Source organism: Paenibacillus sp. P4_E11, assembly GCF_056401635.1.
In genome coordinates this window covers 1-21852 of the sequence record NZ_JBFUIX010000052.1, presented here as the reverse complement: position 1 = coordinate 21852, position 21852 = coordinate 1, and the positions used below count along the sequence as shown (strand labels likewise).

Here is a 21852-nt window from a genome sequence, read left to right as displayed (position 1 = left end):
ACCTTATTGCAAGACCCTGACAGCGTAAATGCCGTCAGGGTCTTCTTGCAGTCGCTATTCGATTGACTTAAACTATTTCTGTCTCGCCATCAGACTCGTACCAAGCAGACTAAGCGCTCCTTCGAACTTCTCGTAAATGTACACTCTAGGGAAGGACAAGTGAGTCACGTCATTGCCCGTCACATCCGCAGTCAAGGTGATGTCTCCGTTAGCTAGCGAGTTGGCACCCTCGAATGGAATATCCCAAGATTTCATGATCACATCATTCAAGTCCCGCAGTTCAATGACAAGACTGCGATTCTTGTTCCCTCCTGTGACAATAGAAGCTGTCGTCATTTCGTAACTGAAATCGAGCTCATACCGATTCAACGCAGGTGCTGATGGCAATTTAAACGCCAGTACCTTATTGAATTTGACCGAGTAGGGATACAAGTCCACGGTTCCCAGATTGTATGCAACATTGTCAGACACATTCTGAATCGTCGAAGAAGATACGTATGTTCCGATGTGTGCTACTGGCACTTGCAGTTGCTCTTTCATGTTGGACAGGCTGAAGCGTTGTACGCTCGTCAAGGCCGTATCGTCCAGCTTCTGACCGAAGACTAGGTCGAATCCGTCCAAGGATTTCGACACCGTCGCGGGAAGTGTCACCCACAACGTCGTGAGCGCTTCACAACTGTTGCATAGCCGACCGGTTTCTTCCGTCACTTTGGCGTTCCATATTAAACCATTCGGAGCGATGAAATATCCTGTATAAGGTACAATGTTGCCTACCCGCTTCTCTTGACTGGTCTGGGTCATTCGTACAGCGAGCATCTTCTGCGTCCCTTGCGTGAATACTTTGGCATCGATTATTGCTCCAGTGGATTGACGCCCTTTATCCGTAATAGTCCAGACCTTATCCTTCTCAACCGTTGGAATGCCATCGCCATTCGTCATTGTGAAGGCGATCCGCGTCCATTCTTGAACAGGCGTAACCGTGGAGCTTGTATTAGAATTTGTATTCGTGTTGGTGTTGGTGTTCGTATTCGTATTGGTGTTCGTTCCCGTTGTTCCATTCGTAGTACCGTTCCCCGCACCTGATCCGGTGGACGATGATACGGTGCCTTCGCCTAGGAAAATACGCCCCTCTGCTGTATCCAGCGAATATGGAATTTTGGTGTACAAGTACACGGTCGTGCTTTCATTCGGATTGAGGTAAGCTGACGATTGCAAGCGAACGACCTTACCCGTTAGCTCGAAATCTCCTGCTGCATATCCACCATATAACGCAGGCAGAGTGACGATCGAATTCGTATCATTTCTAACGAAAATTTCGCTCAGAAGCACGTCATCGCTCTCTAATGTCAGTCGTTGTGTCTGTCTCATCTGAACAGCGAGCAAACCTTGCGATGTATTGACATGAACCAACGACCCTTCTGTTGGCGTGAGGATCCCGGATGCTCCGGCTAAGCTAAGGCCGAGGATCGGTTGCACGGTAGCAGCAGCAGCTGTGGCCCCGGTCTTCTTCTCGGATAAAATGAAACTCGTGTCCGCCATCTCCGCCCCTACAGGCAAAGTCACTCGAAACGTATGGGTGACGCTTTCTTTGGGTGATAAGTAATCCAATTGGGTAGCTGACTCCGTCGTAGCGACAGACGTGCCACTCGTATTCAATTGATAAGAACCGACCAAAGAAGGAACGGTCACGACTGATTTGCCATTGTTGGTCAGTCGAATGGACGTTTCTACAGACACCCCATCCGTCAATACCTTGAAGCCGGCACGTTCGACCGATAGGGACAAGCCATTCGGATTCGCTATGGGATAATCCCGGACCTGCCCAGTAGCGATCGGGTCTGAATTGATAATGGCTAGGGTACCAGCCAGGCTTGTTGTCGTCTGCGTCTTGTTCATGAACTGCACGGCAAACTGGTTATCAGTGAACGCTCCCCCTACCGGAGCCTGAAGCGTCAGTCTAACTGCTTGATGAGGGAGCAGGGCGTCTACACCGGCTAATGCTGTTGCTGCGAACGTCAGCCCCTTGGCATCAACCAACTGGTAGATGAGTGCTGCTGGCAGCTTGAAGGCGGTCGCACCGAGATTCTCTACCCGCAGATCAACCGACATGGTCCAGTTGCCATCCTTGGCCACCTTCGTGCTGCCGATCGGTTGGAATGAGACTACCCCATCATCTGGCAGCGCGGCATCCAATTCATGTACATTTAGGACGGCGGATTGTTTCGTTACCGGTTGATCCGAAGCAGCCACACCTACGGATAACATTCCGAAATCCTTCATATAATTGGTTGCTTTCGCATCCCAGGCGAATAGGACAACCGAGAGATCATCCAGCTTCAAACCGCTTGAGATGTTGCTTGCATACTTGAACGTTTGTGATGTGTGAGGTTGCACACGGGCGGTTGATCGTTCGCTCAGTTGCACAGAATAGCTGTTCCCGGCGGAATCCGCTACCCGAGCACCGTACGAGTTGTAATCAACTGCCGTATCGCTGTCGTTGGTCATATTCAGTGTAAACCGCAACGACTGGGAATCGGTTCCTGTTGAAAGCAGCACATCGCTCAGTGTGAAATAGACGGAATCACTTAAATATACGCCTTCTTTAGCCGCTTGGGCCGGAGTGGACCATAGGGGGGCGCACACTAGGCTGAATAGGGCTAGAAGGACAAAAAGATGAAATTTACGATGACGGGTGCGCTTCAAGTTGCTCATGTTCCGACCTCCTGCATTCCATAAATTTAGTTTAATCAAATCGTAAGGCATCGATCGGGCGGAGCTTGGAAGCCTTGTTCGCCGGGTACAGACCGAATATAATGCCGACCAGAGCCGAGAATAGGAAGGCGTACAGACTGATGTCCACCGATATTTGCGTCGGCTGATCCGGATTGAATGACGGCCATGCGAGTGACAGCCCGATTCCGAGCAACAGCCCGATCAACCCGCCCATCCCGCTTATGACGCCAGCCTCAACGAGAAATTGGAACAAAATATTGCGTCGCTTCGCTCCAATTGATTTGCGTATCCCAATCTCTCGCGTTCGTTCACTAACCGTGACCAGCATAATATTCATGATGCCGATTCCGCCGACTAACAACGAGATACAGGCAACGCTGACCAGCTGTTTCGTCAACGTATCGCTCGTCGCTGTCTTGGCCTTCAGCAGCTCATCCTGGTTCACCAATTGAAAACCTGTATCACTCTTGAACTTGTAGGTCAAGTATTGCTTCATGGTGTCCTGAGCCTTATAAATGTCCTCTTTCGTCGGCGCTTCGATATAGGTTGTACGAATCGTTCCCAGCTTGAATTGCCGGCGAGCGGTTTCGAGAGGGACCATGACCATGCTGTCGATAGATGTCCCACTGACGTTTTGCCCCTTCTCCTTCATCCGCCCCACGACCGTGAACACGACGCCGTCAATGTTGATCTGCTCGCCAATTGGGCTTAGATAACCGAAAAACTTCTTGGACACCTCACTCCCCAGCACGGCCACATTCGCCCGCAAATCCAAGTCAGCCGATGAGATAAAGCGCCCTAAATCTACGGAAGCTTTGACGATAGCAGGATATCGGTCGTTCGTCCCGAGAAGCGTGTACTTCTCCTGGGTCCGATCATACTTCACGTTGGAACCTGGTTTCGTAATTGTAGGTGCTATCGTATCGATTTCCGGCAGTCCTTCAAACTTCATCAATTCATTGTAATCCAATTGGGTCGCACGGCCGTTCCCATTCACATTGACCACGAGCATGTTCGTCCCTAGATTCTCATATTGCTTCTCGATCTGGRCAGACGTCCCTCTGCCTATGGCGACCAATGTTACTACCGATGCCACACCAATAATGACTCCAAGCATCGTCAGAATGGTACGCAGCGGGTTGGACATGACAGTCCGCAGCGCCATTCCGATTAATTCAGCCAACCTCATACTTGCACCGCCTCTTGCTGTATGCTTACGATGCCTGTATCCTTGCGTTGGTCGCTAATGATGTTGCCATCACGCAGGGCGACAACACGTTTCGCATGGTCGGCAATGTGGGAATCATGCGTAATCAGAACGATCGTGTTGCCTTCTTCATTCAATCGCATGACGAGTTCCAATACTTCCTCGCCCGTCTTGGAATCTAGTGCACCTGTCGGCTCGTCAGCCAGAATGAGCGATGGGGATATGGCAAGTGCCCGCGCTATCGCTACGCGCTGCTGCTGTCCGCCGGACAACTCGCTCGGTTTGTGGTGACCGCGGGCCCCCATTCCTAACAGCTCCAGCATCTGATACGCGCGTTCCCGCCGTTCCTTCTTCGAAAACCCAGCGTAGATCATCGGCAGTTCAACGTTCTCTATAGCATTCAACCGGGGAAGCAGATTGAATTGCTGGAATATAAAACCGATCTTCTGATTACGAAGCTGGGCTAGCTGGTTATCCGACATATTTTCCGTCGCAACGCCATCCAACGAATACGTACCTGACGTAGGAGCATCCAATAGTCCGATCGTATTCATGAGTGTCGATTTTCCCGAACCACTCGGTCCGATGATGGCAACGAAATCTCCTTTTGCAACGTTCAAGGATAGTCCTTTCAGAACGTGAAGTTCCTCTCCGCCGCGGCTATATACTTTGGAAATGTTGTGAATCTGTATCATATCCATGGCTGCTCCTCCTTTCCACCCTTACCTGCCGCCGCCGGCATTTCCTCCACCGCCAGCATTGCCCTGTTGACGCTGAATTTGGACGTTGTTACCGCCGCCTGCAGCTCCACCTTGCGTCCCACCGCCTGCTGCTCCAGCACCTCCAGCAGCACCGCCCTGTCCGCCTTGGCCGCCACCGAATTGTTGACGTAGCTGGTTGATCTGTTCCTGAGTCAGCGCTCCGCCTTGACCTTGTGCTCCGCCTGCTCCTTGCTGGAATTGCTGTCTTAATTTATCAATCTCCGACTGGCTCATATCTGTCGCTTTCTTTGGAAGCGGGATGATGACTTTGTCGCCTTCCTTCAGACCGTCTGTCACTTCCACCTCGGTTTTACTGCGAATGCCGACCTTGATTTCGTGCTGCTCGACGATACTGCCATCGGCTTTCTTCAGGGTCACAAACCGTTTGCCCTGCTGCTGCTGAAGCGCTTCGTTTGGCACCGTAATAATGCCTTTTTTGTCCTGAATCAAGATTTCACCCGTCGCTGTCATGCCATATTTCAATTGCGCCGCATTCTTGACTGTCAGTACCACATCATAGAACGTAACTCCGTTCGTCGTCGTGCCTACCGTGGATACTTGACTGACTTCCCCTTCGAATATTCTTCCTTGAATGGAATCAGCTTTCACTTCCGCCTTCATTCCGGCCTTAATGTTCGGCAAATCCAATTCATCGACCTGAATCGGCAGTTGCATTGTATTCATGCTGGCCACGGCTCCCAATTGAGCATTCGCAGCAATCTTCGAGCCAGGTACGTAACTGGCCAGTACGTTCGCTTTTTTATTGACGAAGTCTGTGGAGAATACACCCTCGAATGGAGCCGTAACCTTTAATGCCTTCACTCGCTCCACCAGGTCATCCACAGTAATTTTTTGCAAATCCATAGCGGACTGCTTGCTCGCAATATCGTCTCTCAGCGAATCATTCGTAATCTGGGCAATAATATCTCCTGCATATAAGTAGGACCCTGTCTTGAAATTGAGCGTATTGATCGTGCCCGGAACATTGGCCAATACGGATACTACCTTGCTATATCGCAGTGTGCCGGCATCCTTCGAGTCCACCTTACGACCGTTCAAGGTTACACTACCTCTCGCCTTCAACCCGGCATCCATTGTTGCGTCATTCTGAATGGAGATTTCCGCGTCGATCATCTTGCCGCCCTTACCGTCACCACGCGGGTCTTTCCCAATGGACAGGATCTGTCCTGGCTTGGAAAGCATGAACCCGTCAATGGTCAAATCGACGTCCGTGCCCGGCTTGAATTGTACCGCGTCCTCCAAGGCGAACGGAATGGTGACGAGAAGTACAGAATTGTCGGAGATTTGCCCGATTAAAGAGTTTTTCGTCAACGTTGCCCCTACATCGATCTTATCCGACAGCGTGAACTTCCCGTTAATCGAAGCTCTAGTGGTCAAGGCATCCATCTGTGCGTTCAAATCGTTCAAATCTCTTTGGAGCTGCGAATACGTCGTTTGGGAACGTTGAAGGTTGTTCTCGAGTGTAGGGTTACTAATCTCGAACAAGACCTCCCCTGCCTTCACTTCTTTATTCCGTGTGAGATTCATCGTTTTGATCGTGCCATCTGTAGGCGCAATAATATTCTGGGAGTCTTTCGGCTCCAACTGGGATGTTCCCGAGACGGAGAACCGAATATCACTTTTTTTTGCTTCTACGGATACTTCTTGCTTCGCTTCCTTAGCACTGCTCTTACTCCCGTTTTGAAAGTAGTAGTAAGTCGCTCCACCGCATACCACAATGACGACCAGACTCCATATAAACGATTTACTGCGCAACCAACGCATGCTTCCTACCTCCTATTGTAGATTGGTTTAGGGCGGGCTTAGCTTACTCTCGAGCAGCTCCACAAGCTGCTGCTCCACGTTCTTGTCCAGAGAAGAATCCACTGGAGGGGGTTCTCTGAACGGAGAAGGGATGGGTCGGTTCCCATCTTGGTCTTTCGGTTCAATCAGTCTTCGCTGCTCCAGATCCTTAGCTAAGGCTTGACGTTCTTCTTCGGTTAAGGGCGGACCTAGAGGACGTCCTTGCTTGTGCTTCATGGCTGCTGCCCGTTTCTTCATCCGTCCGCTGACTTCCTCGTAGTAGGCTTGCTGTACCGTATCCAGCACTTCGAGCAGCTCTTGACGATCTGTCTGTGCCAGTAGCCCATGCTCGATCGCAGCGTTCACTATCGGCAAGATTCGTTCAGCTTGCGGACTTGTGATATGCAAGTCAGCCTTCTTGTCCATCTCTAGCAGTGCGATGAATGCGACAACCAGCTGCCTCTCCGATGAGCTCTGAAGCAGCTCGCTCGTTTGGCGACCCGCTCCCTGGTTGCTCACACCGGATCCTRCAGCGGCCTGTGATGGAACGGTCCCCTTGCCGGAATCGTAATCATATGCACAGCCAGTTAACGCTGCGATTAGAACCGAGCAGATTAAAGTAACATTTCCTCTGTTCCTCACCACGCCTCTCCCCCAATCAAAGTCCATCCCTATCGATTGGCCTACCATGTTGACTCCAACCTACACAATCCTTCGAGGATCAGAATAGGGCAAAATATTGATGAAAGCGTGTGCAAATTGTAAAAAATGTGTGAATGCGTACACAAAGAACCCGCCTGGAATCCCAGACGGGTAAAAACACCTATAGTAGGCCGTTATGCAGCCTCACGTTGATAGATCGGGAAGATCAACCGGAATTCCGTTCCTTCCCCTAATCGGCTCGTTACCTCAATCTGTCCCTTCAAGCCATTCACGAGATGCTTGACAATCGTGAGACCGAGACCTGTTCCATCCGTCCGCTCACCTCGGGAACGATCGGCCTTGAAGAAGCGGTCCCAGATGCGCTGCATCTCCTCCTCTGACATCCCGACTCCATTATCGCGTATGATGAGCTGGAATTGTTCGGCATTGGCCTCCAGCAGCACTTCAATTACACCTTGGACGGCGGTGAACTGAATCGCATTATATAGTAGATTCTGGATGATTTGAGCGTATCGATCCGGATCCATCATACAGATGATCGGCGGGTTGCCAGGGTGCGGCAGCTGAACGTGGATGTGCAGCTGCTTACTCTGGAATGAAGGCAGCAGCCAATCCAGCACTTCTTCCGTCTTGACGGTTACGTTCATCGGAACTGCGTGGAATACGTCGGTCCCGTTCTGAATACGGGCCAAATCCAGCAAATCCGTAACCAACCGCTGCAACCTTTGCACCTCATAGTCACATATCTTCAAGTAATGCGGATACTTGTGCTCGGGGATAACCCCATCATTCATGGCGACGATGAAGCCGCGTAATGTCGTTAACGGTGAACGGAGCTCATGCGACACATTCGCCAAAAAATCTTTACGTGAATCTTCCCACTGTTGGAGTTGATCCACCATGAAGTTAAAGCTGCTTGCCAATTGCCCGATCTCATCATTCGACACGATAGGTACTCGCTTGCTGAAATCGCCTTCGGCCATCGCTAACGCGGTTGAGTTCATTTGCTGCAACGGACCTGCAAGTCTGCGAGACAAGATGAACAAGATCAGACCGACAGCCAGCAGGGAGAACATTAACGGCACCAGGATGTTCCATCGCACCGCTTTCACTGCTTCACTGATTTCCTCAGCGGGCGTGTGCAGGAACATGACCACCTGCTTATCATTTAACAAGATGGAAGAGTAGTAGGTCAATACATGCTCCGTTGACGAAGGTCCCTGTGAGATGACAGCTGTGGAATACCCCGACTTCCCGCGAAGCGCTTCAAGAAATAATGGATCCATCGACTTCGGTATTAGCTCACCTTCTCGTTCGAACGAGCTAAACATTACCGTCCCCTTCTGATCCACGATCCAGACCTGTCCGTTGAAGCTCCGCCCAAGTATTCGCAAGCCCAAGCGCAGCTCACGAATCGAGATGACCCCTTCCTGCAAAGGGGTCAGCAACTTGTTCACCTCGCCTGCCCGAGCTAACAGCAATTCTTTCTTTTCCTTATAAAATAAGTCCGAAAAGTAAAAGTTCCAGAAAACAGCCAATGCAACGAAAAAAAGCACGCAAGTAGCGAGAAAGGATAAAAAAACTTTCAAATACAAGCTGCGACCGAGTCGCCTAAGCATGCAGCTTCACCTCGAACGCATATCCGATCCCCCACAAGGTTTCAATGCTCCAATCGTGATGGGAACCGAGCTTCTTACGCAAATTTTTGACGTGGGCATCCACCGTACGCGTCCCGCCGTTGAAATCGAATTTCCATACATGCATTAACAAATCTTCGCGTGTATAGACGCGGTTCGGATTCGTGGCCATGAAATATAGCAGATCGATTTCCTTGGGCGTTAGATCAATTCGTTGTCCGTCTACCGTTACTTTGTAACTGTGCAGATCAACAGAAAGTCCACCAATCTCCAGACCTTTCAGCTTGTGAATCGGCTCACGGTTCTCCTCTTGACCTCGTACAGAACTGTTGGTTCGCCTAAGTACAGCCTTGATTCTAGCGATCAGCTCGTTCGGATCGAACGGCTTGACGATATAATCGTCCACCCCCAGGTTGAATCCCCGCAACTTATCCATCGGTTCCCCTTTAGCTGTCAGGAATATGATCGGAACCTGTCCGGCAGGCCCCCCCAGACCGCGGATCTTCTGACATAAGTCGAACCCCGAGCCATCGGGCAGCATAACGTCGAGTAGCAGCAAAGAAGGCAATACCGGGCCTTTCATATAGTCCAACGTATCTGAGCAACAATTCATGATCTGGGCTTCATAATTCGCATGTTCCAAGTATAACCGAATCACTTCCGTAATATTTGGTTCATCATCCACGACAACAATCTGATTGGCAGCTGTCCGGGTTGTCAAAGCTCACTTCCCCTTTGCAACCGTCTGCGTTCCGCTTCTACTCGCCTTGCCTCAATTACGTCGCTTCGATCCCTTAATGTATGTCGATGTAAGAGCTCAGGCTCTTCCATTCGGCTAGCAGCTTGCCACTCTGTTCCCAACTCTCGACATATCGCGATACACTGTTGCATTAGAATAGGATCGACAATAGGCAGGTTCAGATCGACGAAAGGCTTCATTTCATCCGAAAGTTCGACTTCTTGGCGCCGCTGCTGGATCAGCTGAATCGTTCGTTCAGGATCCAAGCCGAGCCCGCTCATCTCGATCAGATCGAGATTCCGTTCCGCACTTTCCAACATTTTCATCGCGCCAGCCCGATTTCCCCGCCTCTGATGGTATAGCCCCACTGCGACTTGAATGAGCCCGACCCAAGTTCGGCTTCGCTTGTCATTCGGGTGATCTTTCCAGTATTCCTCTAGTATTTCATGACATTCAAACCAATCCCGATCCCCGTGAAAATGGACCAGATATTGGACATAAGCATCCGGATATGTATTCACAGCAGCACCTCTGTCGATGGTTCAACAATATTTTCTATTATATCATATTCCGTGCTGCGAAATATGAAACCTGGGCGCTGTATATTCGTAGTAGTATATTGGAACAAATAAAGTATGCACTATAACAGGAGGGTAACAATTCGATGAAAAAATTAATGCTGATTCTGATGGCATGTATGCTGGTCGTCTCCTTCAGCACAGCAAACAGTGCGGAAGCGAAGGGGAAAGTGGGCGGTTCATACAAGGCTCCGAGCAAATCGTATTCCCCCACAGCTCCAGCCAAAGGCAGCGGTGTGACGAAGACCGATCCCGGGAAATCTGGGACGACTGCTGGAACCGGTACTACTGCGTCTAAACCTGGATTTTTCGGCGGCGGCGGATTCATGAAGGGCATGATGATTGGTGGTTTGGCCGGTCTGATGTTCGGTGGATTGTTCGGAGGTATGGGTGCTTTCGGTAACATCTTAGGGATGTTAGTCAACATCCTGGCGATTGTAGTCGTGATTATGGTCATTCGCCGTATATTCGTATACTTCCGGGATCGCAAAAATGTGACTCCTAAGAAGAGGTTCCAGGAATGAGATTAAGCGAACAGGAAATCGTGAATGCGATCTGTATGAACGTCGCGGAGCGCAAACAGCTGAATCCTTCGCAGGTCAATGTCGAATTGATGTGGGACGAGGAACTGGGTTACTCCGCCGAAGTTACAGCTGAAGGCCGAAGCCAGATTCTGATCGAAGCGAATATGCTGGAAGCGATCGAGCGTTACGTGTTGAAACAATACGATCAGCGGATATATCGCAGCCAGATTCATCTGGATATTGATGACGAGATGTTCGCCGATATTCACGATTCATAATCATATGAACACACAGGGACGCTCCGACGGGGCGTCCTTTGTTTTCGATATGTAATATTTTCCACGAAACTATTTCTCTTTCTTCTCGTTATAGATTAGTAGAGTCGAGAAAAAGAAAGAGGAGTGAGCGATGAAGAAGAGCATGACGCTTATGTCCCTGGTGTTGACGATCGCGTTGCTTGCGCCAGCTGCTGTATCAGCTGCCGATAAGACGACCAAATACCGGGTGTATCAGAATGATGTCGCATTATCCGAGTTTTCTAGCCTGCAGCAAGCTACGCAATATGCACAATGGTATAACCACAGCTATGTCGAAGAAATCGGTTCACGCCGCTGGGTGTGGAACAATTTTCCCCGTTACCGAATCTATCAGAACGATATTACGCTTCCCACTTGGGAGTTCGCCACGCTGAATGAAGCGATTGCTGAGGCGAAGCGTTGGGGATACGTCAGCATTCGGGATATGCAGGGCGGCGGCTGGGTATGGAACAATTATCCACGATACCGCTTGATGCAGGATGAGATTACACTCGATAGCTGGGAGTTCACTCAGTTGCAGGACGCGATCCAGGCTTCCAAGTACTACACGAATACGCACGTTATTGACTTGACGAACAACCGCTGGATCTGGGACAACCTGACAGCTGCTGAGAAAGAGACTCGTCGTGCTGGCACCGCACAGTATAAAATCGTTCAAGGAACTTACTCCGCACCAGAGTGGACATTTGCCTACCTGGAAGATGCGATTAACGAATCGTTGAACTGGTCTAATTCCCGCGTGGAAAGAATCGATAACAAACAAACGGTTTATACCAACATGAAGACGTACAAGGTGTACCAGAACGACAACTTGATCAATGAATTCGTCAGTATGGATGAGGCTATCGCCTATTCCCAATGGTATTTACATATCAAAATCAAGCAGAATGGCAAAGAAATATGGAATAATTACCCTTTCTATCGTGTATATCAAGGTTCTACGTTTGTTAGCGATTACAATCAAATTTCCGATGCGCTATACTATGCTTCCCATTATGCCAACGCATCGGTTAAGTTGTATGATGGCAGCTCGATCTGGAACAACTTCCACAAGCTGCTGTTCTGGGGGTGGAACGGTTCCTCAGCTATGGATACGATTCAGAAGCAAGTGCAGAACACACAAGGGCTCGATGTTGACTCCCCCACGTGGTTCCAGCTGAATGATGCTGAGGGGAACTTGAAGGACACGTCCACGGTGGAAACGGTCAATTGGCTAAAAGCACGTGGCTATGAGGTCCACCCTCTCGTGAGCAATCAATTCGACGCCAGCTTGACTTCCCAATTCTTGGGTAACACTGCGGCGCAGCAGAAATTCATCGGAGCGCTCGTCTCAAGAAGCGTTCAGCTAGGTGTACAAGGGATTAATGTCGATTTCGAGAGTATCGCCGGTAAAGATCGGGCAGCATTCACCACCTTCATTACGAATTTGTCAGCGGCCGCACATGCTAGCGGGTTGACGGTATCCATCGACTTACCTAGAGGCAGCTTGAAGTGGAACCACCTGTCTGCCTTCGACCATGAGAAGCTTGCTGGAGTCGTCGATTATATCATCACGATGACCTACGACCAGCATTACTCCGGTAGTCCAACGGCGGGGTCCGTATCCGGCTTGCAATGGGCGGAAGAAGGAATAACGGAATTTCTGAGCTATGGGATTCCGCGTGAGAAGCTGCTGCTCGGCATTCCTTATTACGTCCGAGAGTGGAAGATCGATGGCAACGGAGCGTTAGTGAGCAATCGGGCTATCTATATGAAAGATGTCCCGGCCCTGATCGCGAATAAGAAAGCAACCTCAACATGGGACAGCCAGTTCCAGCAATATCGAGTTGAATACTCTGAGGACGGATACCGGTATGTGTTCTGGATGGAGAATGAAGATACGATCAAAGCGCGTCTGCAAATCGCCAAGAAGTATGATCTAGCCGGAGTTGCCTCCTGGCGACTCGGCTATGAGGGCGCTGATCTGTGGAAGGCTATGTTGCAGTTGAAGTAAGCACTGCTGTTGTATGCGGAAGAGCCCCTCGTTTCCTATTGAACGAAGGGCTCTTCTTCACTGACTCTTATTACATTGCTGCGAGGAACTATGCTATAGTAGGTTCGGAACTAACGTATACTTCATCCCTCACTGGAGAACCGTCCTATGAATCGCAAACTTTATTGGAACAACCTACTTGAAATGTTCTTAGTCTCCTTGAAGCTCGGCTTTACTTCATTCGGTGGTCCGATTGCTCACCTTGGGTACTTCCGTAATGAATACGTCATTCGTCGCCAATGGCTGGATGAACATAGCTATAGCGACCTCATCGCTTTGTGCCAACTACTGCCCGGTCCAGCTAGCAGCCAGGTTGGGATCGGCATTGGTATGATGAGAACCGGGATAGCCGGAGGTATCGTAGCTTGGTTGGGATTCACGTTGCCCTCTATTATCGCGCTAACCTTGTTCGCACTATTCCTTCAGCATACATCGTCCGGTATCACTGATACGGGCTGGATTCATGGCTTGAAGCTGGTCGCCGTCGCCATCGTAGCTCAAGCCGTGCTCGGTATGGGGCAGAAGCTGGCGCCTGATCGCGTACGCGCTTCGATTGCTGTAATAGCAGCAGCCGTTTGCTTGCTCTGGGTATCGCCCTTCTCTCAAGTGCTGCTACTTGTTGCAGCTGCCGTCTTCGGGGTACTATACTACACAACCGCTCCAGGGCAAACATCGCTTGAGGCTTCCGGCTTCGATAGCAGGGTGAATGTAGCTGTTAGTAGAACGAAGGCATTGAGCTTTCTGCTGCTATTCGTTGCCCTACTCGTAGGCCTTCCTCTCCTTCGCGCCGTTACAGCGAATGAATGGGTTGCCCTCTTCGACAGCTTCTACCGCTCCGGAGCACTCGTCTTCGGAGGTGGACATGTCGTGCTTCCCTTGCTGGAACGGGAAGTAATTCCGACTGGCTGGGTCGATCACGCCCAATTCCTGACCGGTTATGGTGCGACGCAGGCCGTCCCAGGACCATTATTCACGTTCGCCAGCTACTTAGGCACTGTGGCTAAGGGGCTGCCGGGGGCTCTTATCGCCACAACCGCTATCTTCCTCCCTGCCTTCCTGCTTATCGTCGGGGCACTCCCATTCTGGACAAGCATTCGAGGCAATCAACGTATGCAGGGTGCGTTAACTGGTATGAATGCAGCTGTTGTAGGCTTACTTCTAGCCGCACTGTATGACCCGATCTGGACCTCCAGCGTACAACAGCCCCTCGATTTCTTGATCGCTGCGATCCTGTTCGTACTGCTCGTCTTCTGGAAGCTGCCGCCCTGGATCGTCGTGATCGTCGGTGCGGCTGCAGGTTATGGGTTCTTGTAGTCGACTCCGCTGAGTCCCAGCAGCTCCTCCAGTTCTTCCACATCCGCTACAGGTGCTTGACAAGCGAAGTTCTCGCACACATACGCGGTCGTTCTGCCGCCAAGCGGCAGCTTGTCCTGCACCATCGGAATGGCAGCCCTTACTTCCTCCCCCTCCATACCCGTTGGAACCAGGATGACAAGTGTATTCGGCATGAAGCGCCCGCGCACCGCAGCAAGCATAGCTTGTGTCTCCGGCGCATCCGCTTGACCGGCGATGACAATCTCGGCCGGAGCGCCCATTGCGAAATCCACAGCAGACAAGAACAGCGCATGGCCTGCCGGATAACGGTCCACCGTCCCTGTGAAGGCACGGAGCTGCTCTTCCGCACGTTGCGCCAACTGAGCATCATAAGTGTAGCGGGCTAAACGCTGCAGATTCATCGCCGCAACTGAATTGCCGGAGGGCTGGGCGCCATCGTAAATCTCTTTCATCCGCGTCAGCAGCTGTTCCCCATCTGAGCCGTAGAAGAACAAACCGCCCTTCTCTTCATCCCAGAACAATCGGAGCATGTCCGTCGTTAGTTCCTTGGCGGTCCGTAACAAGTGAATGTCGAATGTCGCTTCATACAACTCAAGGAGTCCCCAGACGAAGAATGCATAGTCATCTACATACCCTAGATAGGCGGCTTCTCCATCGCGATATCGCGCCAATAAGCGTCCGTCTTCTGGACGGCGGAGCCGGGCCAGGATGAAGTCCGCAGCCTTCCGCGCCGCTTGTGCATACTCTTGACGGTTCGTAACCTTAGCGGCTTTGGATAACGCCGCAATCATCAAGCCATTCCAGGAAGTGAGAATCTTGTCGTCCTTATGCGGATGAATGCGTTCTTCGCGGTAAGCGAACAAGGCTATACGGCATCGCTCAAGCTTCGTGTGAAGTTCCTGCTCCGTGATCCCCTTCAACCGGGCGAATCGATCCGGCGTCATCTCGATCAAGTTCGGAATGCTCGCTCCCTCGAAGTTGCCACCCGCCGTAATGTCATAGAGATCACAGAACCATTCTCCATCATCGACTCCAAGAACTTCAAGGACTTCCTCTTCAGACCACACATAAAACTTGCCTTCATGCCCTTCCGAGTCCGCATCTTCTGCCGAATAGAAGCCGCCTTCCGCGTCTGTCATATCCCGCAGGACATAGGTCAGAATTTGATTCAAGACATCGGCGTATTGGCGCTTCCCAGTCACTTGAAAGGCTTCCGCATAGGCGATCACCAGAAGCGCGTTGTCATATAGCATTTTCTCGAAATGGGGGACTAGCCACTTCTCATCCGTGGAGTAGCGGGCAAACCCATATCCGATATGATCGTACATCCCGCCGCGATACATCGCGTCGAGCGTCTTCTCTACCATCGCAAGCGCTTTAGCCTCACCGGTCTTCTTATAGTAGCGCAGCAGCAACGATAGGTTATGCGCTGTTGGGAACTTCGGGGCGCTGCCGAAGCCGCCATAGGTCTCATCAAACATTTGCGAATACTGCTCGAACGCCTTATGTAACAACTCATCTGACGGATCGCCTTGCACGTTCGACTCCATCCGTTTGCGCGTCTCCTCCGTCATCTCTTCGCCGATGGTTTCGACCCGCTCCCGGTCTTCCGACCATTTCCGAGCAATTTGCGGCAGCAAGTCGGTCATGCCATAGCGTCCGAATTTCCGATGCTTGGGGAAATACGTCCCGGCGAAGAATGGCTTCTTGTCCGGTGTCATGATGACCGTGAGCGGCCAGCCGCCTTGGCCCGTCATCGCCTGACACACTTGCATGTATAGATGGTCAACATCCGGGCGTTCTTCCCGGTCAACCTTGATGGAGATGTAGTCGCGGTTCAGAAGCTCCGCTACTTCCTCGTCTTCGAATGATTCGTGTTCCATAACGTGACACCAATGGCAAGTTGATTTAAGCAGCACTACGAATACCCAATAGATAGGAAGATTGGCTTGTTATCGCGTTTGGCGATTTCAAAAGCTTCTTCGGACCAAGGGAACCAGTCGACCGGATTGTATGCATGTTGGAGCAGGTATGGTGATTTTTGCTTGGCTAATCTATTGGGTACTTCTTGAGTTGTCATGGGGCATCACCTCCTAGTTCTTTGGATATTTTTGTCGATATATATAGCGTAGCATACCCTACAACAAAAAGAAAAACATGTCTGTTGGACATGAGCTTTTGATTATAAGCTAGACAACTCATTCAGCCGTTTTGGTTGCCGATTTGGCGGACCTTTGGGGGAACGATCTCCTGAACTCATCACTGCCAGCGATGCGCTCTCCCACTGTGGTTAGTTTCACTGCCCATAAAGTTATTATTTCATTTTAATCTTGTTGACGAGTTTCCATCCTTTTTCTATATATCCCTGAGATATACTTCTTAATTGCGTCTCTTAGCAATACGGAAAGATATGATAAAGCTCAATATTACGAAAAGCAACTGAGTAAATAAGGCCAACATAATCCCCGTAAAGATACCTCGACTAAAATGTTCGCTTACGGCGATTAAAGCGCCGCCTACTCCGATGCTCAATCCCGGACAAAAGGCGTCGACGAATTGAAGATGGGAGGAAATCTCTCCTTCCTCGCCTGGCCGAGCATGTTGCAGCGCAATGGCTCCCGTAGTCGGATTTGCCAAGCCAATGCCGAAGCCGATAAATATTTGCGAAATCATGGCAAATACAATTCCGCCGCTCTCAAGCCCTACGGCCGTTATGACCAGCGATACACCCACGATCATTAAACCGATACCGAAAGTAACCCGTTTTTTTCTTCCACGACCGCGATCCCTTTCGTCCAGTTTGGATTGCAGCCAAGCTGCGGTGGACCAGCTTAACGCTCCTGCGGCGACAATCAACCCGGCAAGGTCTGCTGACAAACCCTTAACCTCCGTCAAAGCCAATACAACATAGCTCTCGGTGGCAACGTAGCACGCAACATACAACCCTCTTGATACAATTGTTGCCGGTAGCCCTTTTTTGATGAAGAACGTGCCATCGGGGAGCAGTTTTTGCAGAGGCCGAATCATGATGATCAACCCTATAAGCGAAAGTGCAATGCCTTTCCAATCGGACACAAACCCCAATCCGGCCAGCAACAGACCCGTGCCTATAGTCAGCAATAAGGCGTATCCTTCTTTGCGGCTGCTTTTTTTAACAGGAATGTTACCCGCTTGAAGCTTGAGAAATGAAGGAAGTGTCAGCAATACGGCCAATGCGATCAATGGCAATACAAGCCAGAACACGAATCTCCACGATACATATTCGGCCAGCAACCCGGCAAAATAAGGCCCGATCAAAGCGGGCAAAATATAAGCGCTGGAAAATGCGGCCAAAATTTTCGTTCTAAGTGCATCGGGATAGCTTAATGTAATGCTGTAGTAAACGCATGTTACAATGGCCCCGGCGCCAAAGCCTTGAAACGCTCTCCCCCCGATTAACATCGGCATATTCATGGAGGTGGCCGCTATCAGGATACCCGCCACAAAAATTACGATAGACAAGGAAAATGAACGATACACGCCGATTTTACCGATTTGCTGGCCGACGACCATCGTCCCCAATATTTGCGACAACAGGAAGGCGCTGAATATCCAGCCGTATAAGTGAATACCGTTTAAATGCCGTGCCAAATCGGGAGCAATCGTCGTAATAGCCAAGCCCTCGAATGCTACGGTAGTAACAGCCAAAATGATGCCGATTGTCAACGCTCTATAACGGACGTCAAAAATTCCTGTCTTGCTTTCACCTTTTTCCATTCTCGCACCTCTTCATTTAATTGCCAAAGCGGTAATTGTCTTAGCAAGTATAAAATTAAAAAAGAAATTGTCAGCAATAATAAATGGTCTTGAATATAGTTGCCATAGCATCTATATGGCCAAAAACATCTCAAAGCTACGAAACTTGAATTTCTATAGGTCCTTAACGTTGTTATACATGACAGCAAGTATTCTTCTAAATGTTTCAACTTCTTCCTCGGATAATCCTTCGATCGTTTTTTTATAGGCTTCTATCGACGGAACAAGAATATCCGCTTTGATTTCCCTGCCTTTTGCGGTTAAATATACACGCAACGATCTGCGGTCCGTCTCATGAGTTATGCGATGAACAAAGCCCTTCTTCTCAAGCTTAAACAGCATTCGGGCTATGTTCGTTTGATCTTTATAAAGCCTTTCCGCCAGATCTTTTTGAGTAATTCCCTCCCTTTCCCAAAGAATAACCAATATTTCCCATTGGTCTACCGTAATATTAAAAGGATTTACCACTTTTTGATAGTAATTATTAAGCTTTAAATCCGCCCGGTGTACGATAACACCTATATACTTTTCTAATTCCAATGGTAACCTCCATCATAATAGACATGATCATAATTGCTATGACCATTATAGATTCGACCCCGGACAGTGTCAACCCCAGTTCCGAAGATTATGGCCGGAAGCGAGGTTACTAATGTGGACAAATCATTTCTGAGCATCATAAACATCTTGTTTAACGCGGCAAATATGTCGGATTGCCCCTTTGGTATCYCGCTTGGGTGAAATCCAAAGAAACTCCTTGAAATTCGGTTCAAAGCTAAAAACCGTTGGAGAAAATCTCTCCAGCGGTCCTTGTAGGTTAAGCGTACAACTCTTATTCTGCATTTCTGACTTGCAATTCTGCCATAGGCTTCACCAGATCGCTCCAGCACTCAGGTACGACTTGGCTACGATCGACGTAAACAGCCCGTAAATATCGGGACACGTTGGTAAGCTGATCTTCAATAAGCACTTCTCGTACTTCAGACGCATTTGTTGGAACTGTCTTATTCATTATGCTCTTGAAGCTTAGTAAGGGTAGAAACATACCTAGACTTTTCTTGTAAGAACAATGAGCTGGAAATCGCGGCGAGCTCCCCGAGTCGTACTTAGATAACTTGACTGAGGAATAGTGCTCAAATAATAGGGAGTACGCATCGAACTCCAGCACAGCAAAATCTTCTTCCGTTTCTCTTCGTGCGTACGTGTCCATCATTTTCTGACAATCCTTTAAGGTGGGCCAGAAAAACACATGCTGGTCCAGACACAACCGAAATTGTTCCTGTGTGATACCAGGATCTATCATGCTGTCCGGAATCCTAATATGAGCATTTATGGTTACCGAGAAATCATTAAAGTTCACTTTCTTGGCTTCTGAACGGCGTTCACCTGCTAAGTGGGGACTTATATGATTGCTAGACAATAGAGCATCGAAATGAGCAATAGTCGGCAAATTCCTTACTCTCGTAAAATGATAAAGGGACTTTCTCCTGTTTGCTTTTGTTATGGCAGTTATAACAGCATCTATCATTAATTTATTCCTTTTCGTCTCTATGTTCATTAGGAAGCATTCTTATTGTGCGTAAATTAGGGAATTTCAATCACCTTCAACAAGGATGAGCTTCAATGATGAACCAAGAGCGAGCGTTAGCGATCAACAACAGCCACACTCCGATCCCCGCTTCATTAGGRCCGCCTGAAGCGCTGAAATATAGGCGAAGAAGATTACTAACAAACCACTTTTTCAATCTATAAAGGGTACTATTTACTATTTTCATATGACTTAAGTCATGTTTGTGATAACATAAGGTGAATACATATTCCATTCCATGTGGGGACTTCAATGGATACGCAGTTAAACAGAAGAATAACGTTAATTCTCACCATAATCGTCATAGCCTTCGCAAGCGTTCTATTACTCCATACGACTAAGTTTTCTATTGGACTCTGTTTGCTGATAGGCAGTTATATTACGATTGTCCTAGTTCGAGATTACATCATTAAAGTCGATTTACAACGAATAGTCGGCATCCTGTTTTTATATTTTCAACTTTCATTGGCCGTAGTCATAGCAGTATTGTCAGAAGATTTTTTGGCACAGGTTTTTATTTTAATTCTAATAGGCGAATTTACTTTCCATCAATCTAGAGTCTACTCGTTTATATTTACTGGAGTTAGCTATACCGGCTTTGTGCTGAGCCTTTGGATCTATCGCCACTTTCCTCCATTTGACCAGATTTATTATATTTTCCCACGCGTCATCGAATACTTGGCCATATTCGGCATCAGCTTGCTTGCGAAAATTGCTTTTCAACAAAAAAATCAATTGGCCAAAGACAATGAACAGTTGCGAATCGCCTCAATTGAGCTGGGACGTAAAGCCAAATTACAGGAGCGGACTCGAATATCCCGCGACATTCACGACTCAGTGGGACATACGCTAACATCAGCGTTGACCGGACTGCAAACAGCAGCTCATGCTATCGAGAAATGCCACTATTCCCTTGCACTTGAGATGATCGAAAGAACAAAAGAAAACATTCTCAGCGGTCTGAACGACGTGCGAATCTCCGTACATTTGCTGCGTGAAAACATCCCGGGGCACCAGCTTATACCCGAGTTGTTGGAATTAATCGACCAAACGAAGAAACAAACCAACGTGGAAATTGTTTACGAAATAGACATGGCAATGCCTGAATTGTCACCCATGATCGAGATCACCTTATTTCGCGCCTTGCAAGAGGGGTTGACCAATGGAATTCGTCATGGCTCTAGCAGCTTTTTCCAATTCTCATTGACTCGTGATGCTGAGCACATACGATTTCTCTTATCCGATAATGGGAAGCCTCCTTTGCAAATTGTATATGGCTTTGGCTTGAACGCAATGAAAGAAAGAGTTGAGGATGTTGGAGGACAGATGTGCCTATCCAAAAATGAGGCTGCCGGTGGTTTATTACTGGAGATAACGATACCTTATCCAACCGAAATGTTCGAACGGAGTGAGTCCATTGTCTAAAGCAACCATTCTAATAGCAGATGATCAACCCTTAATCCGTGACGGTTTAGCGGCCATATTAAGTATGGAAATGTATACAGTCGTAGCTAAGACGGGTGATGGTTTGGAAACGATAACGCAAGTACAATTGCATCGCCCCCAACTTGTATTGATGGACATCCATATGCCGAAACTGGACGGACTGCAAGCAACCAAGCAAATCAAAAAGGAATTCCCTGATATAAAGGTGTTGATTCTAACAACTTTTGAGGATGAAGATTACATTTGGGAAGCGATACGTCATGGGGCAAGCGGCTTTTTGGTTAAGGGAGTGGAGACGGGGAAAATTCTTTCAACTGTTCAGGACTGTCTGGACGGGAGAATCAACTTTCCCTCCAGTATTCAACTGCGTCTTGCCCAAGCTCTTCATCAGCCCGATACAAATGAAAAGTTGAGTGGGTTATCCATACAGGAACGAAAGATTGTAAGTAATTTGAAACAAGGAAAATCAAATCAAACGATCGCTTCCGAATTATTTTTGACAACGGGTACCGTGAAAAATTATCTAAGCAGCATTTACAAAAAGCTGAACGTGTCTACCCGCTCTGAAGCCATCTCTTACCTTCACGAAAAAGAACTTTAATCTCATTTCATTTCGGTTATCCGATAGGCACAACGACTTCCGCCTGCCAAGAGATTCTCTAATACGTCTAACCGTAACTTTATCGCCAAATAC

At 48.9% G+C, this 21852-nt stretch carries 19 protein-coding genes; 6 read left to right on the top strand and 13 right to left on the bottom strand.

Features of this window, described 5'->3' with window-relative positions; all coding sequences use genetic code 11:
- Positions 1-72 precede the first annotated feature (72 nt).
- The 8 genes from AC1DWB_RS19465 to AC1DWB_RS19430 form a co-directional block, all read right to left on the bottom strand.
- Positions 73-2712 (bottom strand): hypothetical protein, encoded by a 2640-nt coding sequence (locus AC1DWB_RS19465; protein ID WP_477542751.1) that lies wholly within the window; start codon positions 2710-2712, stop codon positions 73-75.
- Positions 2713-2743: 31 nt separating this feature from the next.
- Positions 2744-3922 (bottom strand): ABC transporter permease, encoded by a 1179-nt coding sequence (locus tag AC1DWB_RS19460; protein ID WP_477542750.1) that lies wholly within the window; start codon positions 3920-3922, stop codon positions 2744-2746.
- A complete protein-coding gene (locus AC1DWB_RS19455; RefSeq protein ID WP_477542749.1) occupies positions 3919-4641 on the bottom strand; it encodes an ABC transporter ATP-binding protein in 723 nt (240 codons plus the stop codon). The genes AC1DWB_RS19460 and AC1DWB_RS19455 overlap by 4 nt, the downstream gene beginning before the upstream one ends.
- A 21-nt stretch (positions 4642-4662) precedes the next feature.
- Positions 4663-6486: an efflux RND transporter periplasmic adaptor subunit gene (locus tag AC1DWB_RS19450; protein WP_477542748.1), complete on the bottom strand. Its 1824-nt coding sequence runs from the start codon at positions 6484-6486 to the stop codon at positions 4663-4665.
- Positions 6487-6513: 27 nt separating this feature from the next.
- Positions 6514-7146, bottom strand: coding sequence for a hypothetical protein (locus AC1DWB_RS19445; protein WP_477542747.1), 633 nt, complete (start codon positions 7144-7146; stop codon positions 6514-6516).
- 194 nt (positions 7147-7340) lie between these two features.
- On the bottom strand, positions 7341-8786 hold the full coding sequence (locus AC1DWB_RS19440; RefSeq protein ID WP_477542746.1) for a sensor histidine kinase: 1446 nt from the start codon (positions 8784-8786) through the stop codon (positions 7341-7343).
- Positions 8779-9525, bottom strand: a complete 747-nt coding sequence (locus AC1DWB_RS19435; RefSeq protein ID WP_477542745.1) for a response regulator transcription factor — start codon at positions 9523-9525, stop codon at positions 8779-8781. The genes AC1DWB_RS19440 and AC1DWB_RS19435 overlap by 8 nt, the downstream gene beginning before the upstream one ends.
- The gene (locus tag AC1DWB_RS19430) at positions 9522-10064 is read right to left on the bottom strand and encodes a DUF309 domain-containing protein (RefSeq protein ID WP_477542744.1); all 543 of its coding nucleotides are present in this window, start codon (positions 10062-10064) and stop codon (positions 9522-9524) included. Before AC1DWB_RS19430 ends, AC1DWB_RS19435 begins: the two co-directional genes overlap by 4 nt.
- Positions 10065-10207: 143 nt before the next feature.
- On the opposite strand from AC1DWB_RS19430, the gene AC1DWB_RS19425 reads away from it, so the two are divergent.
- The 4 genes from AC1DWB_RS19425 to chrA all read left to right on the top strand — a co-directional run bounded on the left by AC1DWB_RS19425 (position 10208) and on the right by chrA (position 14308).
- Positions 10208-10645 (top strand): hypothetical protein, encoded by a 438-nt coding sequence (locus tag AC1DWB_RS19425; RefSeq protein WP_477542743.1) that lies wholly within the window; start codon positions 10208-10210, stop codon positions 10643-10645.
- On the top strand, positions 10642-10923 hold the full coding sequence (locus AC1DWB_RS19420) for a DUF2653 family protein (RefSeq protein WP_477542742.1): 282 nt from the start codon (positions 10642-10644) through the stop codon (positions 10921-10923). Before AC1DWB_RS19425 ends, AC1DWB_RS19420 begins: the two co-directional genes overlap by 4 nt.
- A 130-nt stretch (positions 10924-11053) precedes the next feature.
- Complete coding sequence (locus AC1DWB_RS19415; protein ID WP_477542741.1) at positions 11054-12955, top strand: glycosyl hydrolase family 18 protein; 1902 nt, start codon at positions 11054-11056, stop codon at positions 12953-12955.
- Positions 12956-13102: 147 nt separating this feature from the next.
- Positions 13103-14308 carry a chromate efflux transporter gene (gene chrA / locus AC1DWB_RS19410; protein ID WP_477542740.1) on the top strand — a complete coding sequence of 402 codons (1206 nt, stop codon included), beginning with the start codon at positions 13103-13105 and terminating at the stop codon, positions 14306-14308.
- Here the strand turns inward: chrA and AC1DWB_RS19405 are convergent.
- The 5 genes from AC1DWB_RS19405 to AC1DWB_RS19385 all read right to left on the bottom strand — a co-directional run bounded on the left by AC1DWB_RS19405 (position 14293) and on the right by AC1DWB_RS19385 (position 19652).
- Positions 14293-16212, bottom strand: a complete 1920-nt coding sequence (locus AC1DWB_RS19405; protein WP_477542739.1) for a thioredoxin domain-containing protein — start codon at positions 16210-16212, stop codon at positions 14293-14295. The two genes, chrA and AC1DWB_RS19405, sit on opposite strands and share 16 nt — an antisense overlap.
- A 35-nt stretch (positions 16213-16247) precedes the next feature.
- Positions 16248-16409: a DUF255 domain-containing protein gene (locus tag AC1DWB_RS19400; protein ID WP_477542738.1), complete on the bottom strand. Its 162-nt coding sequence runs from the start codon at positions 16407-16409 to the stop codon at positions 16248-16250.
- Between the two features lie 299 nt (positions 16410-16708).
- Positions 16709-18085, bottom strand: coding sequence for an MFS transporter (locus tag AC1DWB_RS19395; protein WP_477542737.1), 1377 nt, complete (start codon positions 18083-18085; stop codon positions 16709-16711).
- Positions 18086-18238: 153 nt separating this feature from the next.
- Entirely contained in the window at positions 18239-18664 is a 426-nt protein-coding gene (locus AC1DWB_RS19390) for a MarR family winged helix-turn-helix transcriptional regulator (protein ID WP_477542736.1), read from the bottom strand.
- A gap of 292 nt (positions 18665-18956) precedes the next feature.
- Positions 18957-19652, bottom strand: coding sequence for a DUF7002 family protein (locus AC1DWB_RS19385; RefSeq protein WP_477542776.1), 696 nt, complete (start codon positions 19650-19652; stop codon positions 18957-18959).
- A 312-nt stretch (positions 19653-19964) separates the two neighbouring features.
- On the opposite strand from AC1DWB_RS19385, the gene AC1DWB_RS19380 reads away from it, so the two are divergent.
- On the top strand, positions 19965-21137 hold the full coding sequence (locus AC1DWB_RS19380) for a sensor histidine kinase (RefSeq protein ID WP_477542735.1): 1173 nt from the start codon (positions 19965-19967) through the stop codon (positions 21135-21137).
- The gene (locus AC1DWB_RS19375) at positions 21130-21759 is read left to right on the top strand and encodes a response regulator (protein ID WP_477542734.1); all 630 of its coding nucleotides are present in this window, start codon (positions 21130-21132) and stop codon (positions 21757-21759) included. The genes AC1DWB_RS19380 and AC1DWB_RS19375 overlap by 8 nt, the downstream gene beginning before the upstream one ends.
- Positions 21760-21852: the final 93 nt, after the last annotated feature.

Coding starts and splice junctions, on each gene's coding strand:
- AC1DWB_RS19450 (WP_477542748.1), bottom strand. CDS start 6,486: ATGCGTTGGTTGCGCAGTAAATCGTTTATATGGAGTCTGGTCGTCATT.
- AC1DWB_RS19440 (WP_477542746.1), bottom strand. CDS start 8,786: ATGCTTAGGCGACTCGGTCGCAGCTTGTATTTGAAAGTTTTTTTATCC.
- AC1DWB_RS19405 (WP_477542739.1), bottom strand. CDS start 16,212: ATGGAACACGAATCATTCGAAGACGAGGAAGTAGCGGAGCTTCTGAAC.
- AC1DWB_RS19465 (WP_477542751.1), bottom strand. CDS start 2,712: ATGAGCAACTTGAAGCGCACCCGTCATCGTAAATTTCATCTTTTTGTC.
- AC1DWB_RS19380 (WP_477542735.1), top strand. CDS start 19,965: ATGGATACGCAGTTAAACAGAAGAATAACGTTAATTCTCACCATAATC.
- AC1DWB_RS19425 (WP_477542743.1), top strand. CDS start 10,208: ATGAAAAAATTAATGCTGATTCTGATGGCATGTATGCTGGTCGTCTCC.
- AC1DWB_RS19395 (WP_477542737.1), bottom strand. CDS start 18,085: ATGGAAAAAGGTGAAAGCAAGACAGGAATTTTTGACGTCCGTTATAGA.
- AC1DWB_RS19415 (WP_477542741.1), top strand. CDS start 11,054: ATGAAGAAGAGCATGACGCTTATGTCCCTGGTGTTGACGATCGCGTTG.
- AC1DWB_RS19400 (WP_477542738.1), bottom strand. CDS start 16,409: ATGACAACTCAAGAAGTACCCAATAGATTAGCCAAGCAAAAATCACCA.
- chrA (WP_477542740.1), top strand. CDS start 13,103: ATGAATCGCAAACTTTATTGGAACAACCTACTTGAAATGTTCTTAGTC.
- AC1DWB_RS19420 (WP_477542742.1), top strand. CDS start 10,642: ATGAGATTAAGCGAACAGGAAATCGTGAATGCGATCTGTATGAACGTC.
- AC1DWB_RS19385 (WP_477542776.1), bottom strand. CDS start 19,652: ATGATAGATGCTGTTATAACTGCCATAACAAAAGCAAACAGGAGAAAG.
- AC1DWB_RS19455 (WP_477542749.1), bottom strand. CDS start 4,641: ATGGATATGATACAGATTCACAACATTTCCAAAGTATATAGCCGCGGC.